Here is a 5,201-nt window from a genome sequence, read left to right as displayed (position 1 = left end):
AAATATATGATATAAATGTATTTGAATTGGAAAAAATTATAGATAGATTTTTATAACAGTAAAAATAGTTTTGAAGGAGATGTAAATATGCATAAAGCGTTGTATAGAGTATATAGACCAAAAACATTTGAAGATGTAGTTGGGCAAGAACATATAGTAAAAACTTTGAAGAATCAAATAAAAAATAATAATATAGGTCATGCATATTTATTTTCTGGAACTAGAGGTACTGGTAAAACATCTACGGCTAAAATATTTGCTAGAGCAGTAAACTGTCTAAATCCTATTAATGAAGAACCATGTAATGAGTGTGAAATATGTGTAGACACATTAAATGATAACATCATGGATATAGTAGAAATAGATGCAGCATCAAATAATAGTGTAGATGATATAAGAGAGCTAAGGGAAAGTGTAAAATATACTCCTTCAAAAGCAAAATATAAAGTTTATATTATAGATGAGGTTCATATGTTATCTCAGGGAGCTTTTAATGCTTTATTAAAGACTCTAGAAGAACCACCATCATATGTAATCTTTATATTAGCGACAACAGAGCCACATAAAATACCAGCAACCATACTATCTAGATGCCAAAGGTTTGACTTTAAAAGAGTATCGTCAAAAGATATTGCAAATAGAATGGCATACATATGTGAAAAAGAAAATATACGAGCGGAGGAAAAGGCATTAAATTTAATAGCTAGAAATTCTCAAGGTGCCCTAAGAGATGCTTTAAGTATACTTGACCAATGTATGTCATTTGGGAATGAAAAAATAGAGTATAATGATGTAATAGAATTACTAGGTACTGTTAATATTGATGAACTATTTGAATTGTCTCAAGCTATTATAGGAGAAGACACTAAAAAATCACTTCAAATATTAAATGAATTTATTATTTGGGGAAAAGATATAAGAAATTTAATAAATGATTTGATAGATCATTTTAGGAATTTAATGGTTTGTAAAGTTTCTAGGGAACTTGATGAAATTATTTCATTACCTGAAGAAAGTATAGAAAGATTAAAGGAACAAGCTAAAACTATTAATATAAATGATTTGATAAGAATATTAAATATATTATCTGAAACACAAGATTCAATGAAATCATCTTCTAATACAAGGATATTAGCTGAAGTCACTATAATGAAAATAGCACAACCTATGTTTGATGAAAGTAAGGAAGCTTTAATTAAAAGAATTGAAAATTTAGAGCAAATAATAGAAAGTGGGAATATAAAAGTAGTAACAGTTCAAGGTGAATCTGGTGAAGGAATGAAATATGATGATGAACAAGTAAGCAATCAAGAAGAAAAACAAGATATTGTATATGAAGAAGTAAAAAGTGAAGATGTAAAGTTAGTAGAGTCATCATGGAAAAAAATAATTCAAAAAATAAAGGATGATAAGAAACCTAGTATATATGCGCTTTTAAAAGAAGTAAGTGGTTTTTATATAAAAGAAAACTCTTTATTTATAATATTTAATGATAATTTTTCTTTTGCTAGATCAAGACTTAGCTCAGAAGAAACAATAAAATATGTAGAACAAGTTATAAGAGAAGTACTAAATAGAAGTTTTCATCTTAAAATATATTTAAAGTCTGAAATTGCAAGTATGAATCTAGAAGAAACTAGTAGTAAGAGTGATGAAGGAGAAGAAATACTTAAGGGAATAGTAGAAGAAAGTATATTAGAAGTAAAAGACAGTATTGAAAAATAATATAATAAATGATAAAAATTATATTGTGATATAAACTAAAATTAGAAATTTAAGGAGGAAGTATATAAGATGGCTAAAAAAGGATTTGGTGGAATGCCAGGAAACATGAATAACATATTAAAACAAGCTCAAAAGATGCAAGAAAATATGCAAAAAATGCAAGAAGAGTTAGAAGCAAAGGAAGTTGAGGCTTCAGTAGGTGGAGGAGCTGTTACAGTTAAAGTTAATGGCAAAAAAGAAGTTATAGACATAGCTATAAAACCAGAAGTAGTAGATCCAGATGATATAGAAATGTTACAAGACTTAGTTTTAAGTGCAGTTAATGAAGCCTTAAGAAAAGTTGATGATATGCAACAAAGTCAAATGAGCAAGGTTACTGGAGGAATGAATATTCCAGGATTATTCTAGTAGGTGATAAATATGCAAACATATACAGAGCCTATTAATAGGCTTATAGAAGAGTTTTCTAAACTACCTGGTGTAGGAAGAAAAACAGCACAAAGATTAGCTTTTCATGTTATAAATATGAATAACAATGATGTAGAATCTTTATCAAAGGCTATATTAGATGCAAAAAGAGAAATAAAGTACTGTTCTGTTTGTTGCAATATAACAGATAAAGATCTGTGTGGCATGTGCTCTAATAAAAATAGAGACGCTAGTATTATATGCGTAGTGGAAGATCCTAGAGATGTTGTTGCTATGGAAAGAACAAAAGAGTTCAAAGGTCAATATCATGTACTTCATGGAGTTATATCTCCTATGGATGGTATAGGACCAGATATGATAAGGATCAGAGAATTAATTACTAGATTAGCTAACCAAGATGTAAAAGAAATAATAATGGCCACTAATCCAACTATAGAGGGTGAAGCCACGGCTATGTACATATCAAGACTTGTTAAGCCTATGGGAATAAAGGTTACAAGAATAGCTCATGGTCTACCAGTAGGTGGAGATTTAGAATATGCTGATGAAGTTACTATTTCAAAGGCATTAGAAGGTAGAAGAGAAATATAAAACCAAGGTATATCCTTGGTTTTTATTTATATTAGAAAATAGATATTCACAAAAATAACTTATTGACAAATGAAGTTTGTATTATATAATTATAGTAATTATTAAATAATTTTATAGGGGTGTAGTATGAAAACGACTATGAACTTAGAAGAACATAATGCAATGAAGGAAAAGCGAGAAAAAAAAATCAAATCTAAAAATAAAGTTAAAAGCGTAGATAAGGATTCGTTGGGAAGTAAAAAAAGTAAAAAAGCTATTAATAAGAATTGCAACAGTGGTGTGTTTAGGAATAACTATAAAAACTACCAATATGATTATGAAGAAGATTTTTACGAGCCATATTAAGTAAATAAAAGCGTATGAAAATTTAAATTTTCATACGCTTATTTTAATCTCGAGATAATATGTCAAAAGCTAATTTAGCAATGTCTTGTGAAGCATTAAGTTTTTTTATAGCTCTTATATTTTTTTTTGTCATTTCAATTCTATCAGGGTTATCGATAAGAACCTTCAAAAGAATACTTAAAGTGTATTTTTTTGATGTTCTCAATGAAGCTCCGCAGTTCGAAAGAAAATCTAAATTCTCTTCTTCTTGACCAGGAATAAAATATGGAATAATCATAGGTACTTCTTTTAATAAAGATTCAGTAGTGGTAAGACCTCCTGGTTTAGAGACTAATATATCTACAGATGCCAATAAATCGTTCATTTTGTCTGTGAATCCAAGTACACATATTTTTTTATCAAGAGTATCTTCATTAGCGGCTAAGGTTTTTTCTAATTTTTCTTTTAATGATTTATTTCTTCCTGTTATAACAATAATTTGAAAATCTCTATCTATAGACATTAATTCGGAAAGGGTGTCTTTTATACTACCTGCACCAAAACTGCCACCCATTAAAAGTACTGTGAATTTATCTGGATTCAGATCAAGTTCAGATAATACTGACTCTCTATCTCTATGAGATAAGAATGATTTTTCAACTGGTATACCGTATGGTTTAATTTTATCTTTATCAATACCATCTTCTATTAATAACTCTTTTACATACTCATGTCCTGCGATATAATAATCAATTTCATTTTGTATATAGGCAGAGTGAGTAGTATAATCAGTTAAAACCGTTATAAGAGGAGGAATAGTTAAATCCTTATAATACTTATGAAGACTCTCTGTAAAGGTACCTGCCTCTGTGCTATTATAAAGCTGTGAATGCTTTTTTAAAGTACTAAGTGCTATCATAGGAAACGGATGAGTACCTATAATCAAATCTGGTTTTTTATTATCTACTAATTTTTTTAACTTTCTAGATATTAAAGAAGTAAGCGGATTATCTTTAAATTCATTTTTAGATACTAGACTAGTCTCAGTTAATTTATAAACACCGCCCCATGCTTTAGGTGTATATTTAGCTGATTTTTCATATCCTCTAGAAATTAATTTATCCATAGTTCCATTTACTATTTTTAAACTATCTATAATTTCACAATCAATAGTTATACCATTAATTGTTTTGTTTGTTAATTCTTCTTTTATAGCCCTGGCTGCTCTATTATGACCTCCTCCAGTAGAAGCTGACATTATTAAAACTTTCTTCTGCATGATAAAATCCTCCTATTAATTTTAGAGTCGTATTGCATTATTAAAAAAAATTATGTAATATAAAAAGTAATTTATTATATAAATAATAAAGTTAATAATAATCTAATACAATATTGACAAAAAAACAAGGTAATAAACATTTTAAGGAGCTAATAAATGAAAAAAGTAGAGATTTATACGAGTGACACATGTATCCAATGTAAAAAAGCAAAAGAGTATCTTCAAAATAATAATGTAGAATTTATAGAGTACAATATATCTTCTAATCAAGAATATAAACGTGAATTAATAAAAAAAGGATATTTATCTGTACCCGTTATAGTGGTAGATGGGCAAGATATATTAGGGTTTGATTTAAATAGAATTAAGCAATTAACAGGTATCTAGAGATATATAATGGGTAAATAAAAAATAAAAGTATAAAAAAGCCAAAAGAGTAAAGAATAAAAGTAGTAAAAAGTTAAAAAAAGTTTAAAAAAGTATTGACGATTAATTGATATGATGATATAGTATTACTTGTCCTTGAGACAGGGACAAAACGTCAACGAAAAACTTCTTGAAAAAGTGGTTGACAAAGAAAAACAGCTTTGGTAAAATAAAGAAGCTGAAACAAGCAAAGAACTTTGAAAATTAAACAGTAGGTTAACAATAAATTAATTCTTTAAGAATTAAACTGAAACAACAAACAAACCAAGCCAGATATTCAGATAATGATTAGTCTGAGCGATGGACAACTTTTTTATGAGAGTTTGATCCTGGCTCAGGATGAACGCTGGCGGCGTGCCTAACACATGCAAGTCGAGCGATTCTCTTCGGAGAAGAGCGGCGGACGGGTGAGTAACGCGTGGGTAAC

The 5,201-nt window shown here is 28.7% G+C and carries 6 protein-coding genes and 1 rRNA gene; 6 read left to right on the top strand and 1 reads right to left on the bottom strand.

Annotated elements, in window-relative coordinates; translation table 11 throughout:
- The first annotated feature begins 87 nt into the window (after positions 1-87).
- The 4 genes from dnaX (at position 88) to NSA58_RS15645 (ending at position 3,090) form a co-directional block, all read left to right on the top strand.
- Positions 88-1,725 (top strand): DNA polymerase III subunit gamma/tau, encoded by a 1,638-nt coding sequence (gene dnaX / locus NSA58_RS15660; RefSeq protein ID WP_039681448.1) that lies wholly within the window; start codon positions 88-90, stop codon positions 1,723-1,725.
- Positions 1,726-1,794: 69 nt separating this feature from the next.
- Positions 1,795-2,133 carry a YbaB/EbfC family nucleoid-associated protein gene (locus NSA58_RS15655; RefSeq protein ID WP_039681447.1) on the top strand — a complete coding sequence of 113 codons (339 nt, stop codon included), beginning with the start codon at positions 1,795-1,797 and terminating at the stop codon, positions 2,131-2,133.
- A gap of 12 nt (positions 2,134-2,145) precedes the next feature.
- Positions 2,146-2,745, top strand: coding sequence for a recombination mediator RecR (gene recR / locus NSA58_RS15650; protein WP_039681446.1), 600 nt, complete (start codon positions 2,146-2,148; stop codon positions 2,743-2,745).
- Between the two features lie 126 nt (positions 2,746-2,871).
- Positions 2,872-3,090, top strand: coding sequence for a hypothetical protein (locus NSA58_RS15645; RefSeq protein ID WP_039681445.1), 219 nt, complete (start codon positions 2,872-2,874; stop codon positions 3,088-3,090).
- Between the two features lie 43 nt (positions 3,091-3,133).
- Here the strand turns inward: NSA58_RS15645 and NSA58_RS15640 are convergent, their stop codons facing one another.
- On the bottom strand, positions 3,134-4,348 hold the full coding sequence (locus NSA58_RS15640) for an MGDG synthase family glycosyltransferase (RefSeq protein WP_039681444.1): 1,215 nt from the start codon (positions 4,346-4,348) through the stop codon (positions 3,134-3,136).
- Positions 4,349-4,504: 156 nt separating this feature from the next.
- Between NSA58_RS15640 and NSA58_RS15635 the strand changes: the two genes are divergently transcribed.
- Together NSA58_RS15635 and NSA58_RS15630 are read left to right on the top strand one after the other, a co-directional pair.
- The gene (locus tag NSA58_RS15635; protein ID WP_039681443.1) at positions 4,505-4,735 is read left to right on the top strand and encodes a glutaredoxin family protein; all 231 of its coding nucleotides are present in this window, start codon (positions 4,505-4,507) and stop codon (positions 4,733-4,735) included.
- Positions 4,736-5,085: 350 nt separating this feature from the next.
- Positions 5,086-5,201: ribosomal RNA gene (locus tag NSA58_RS15630) — 16S ribosomal RNA — on the top strand; the annotation flags it as partial.

This window comes from Terrisporobacter muris (assembly GCF_024621905.1).
GTDB lineage: Bacteria > Bacillota > Clostridia > Peptostreptococcales > Peptostreptococcaceae > Terrisporobacter > Terrisporobacter muris.
The sequence above is the reverse complement of the archived record's forward strand: the minus strand, read 5'-3'. Positions and strand labels throughout refer to the sequence as shown.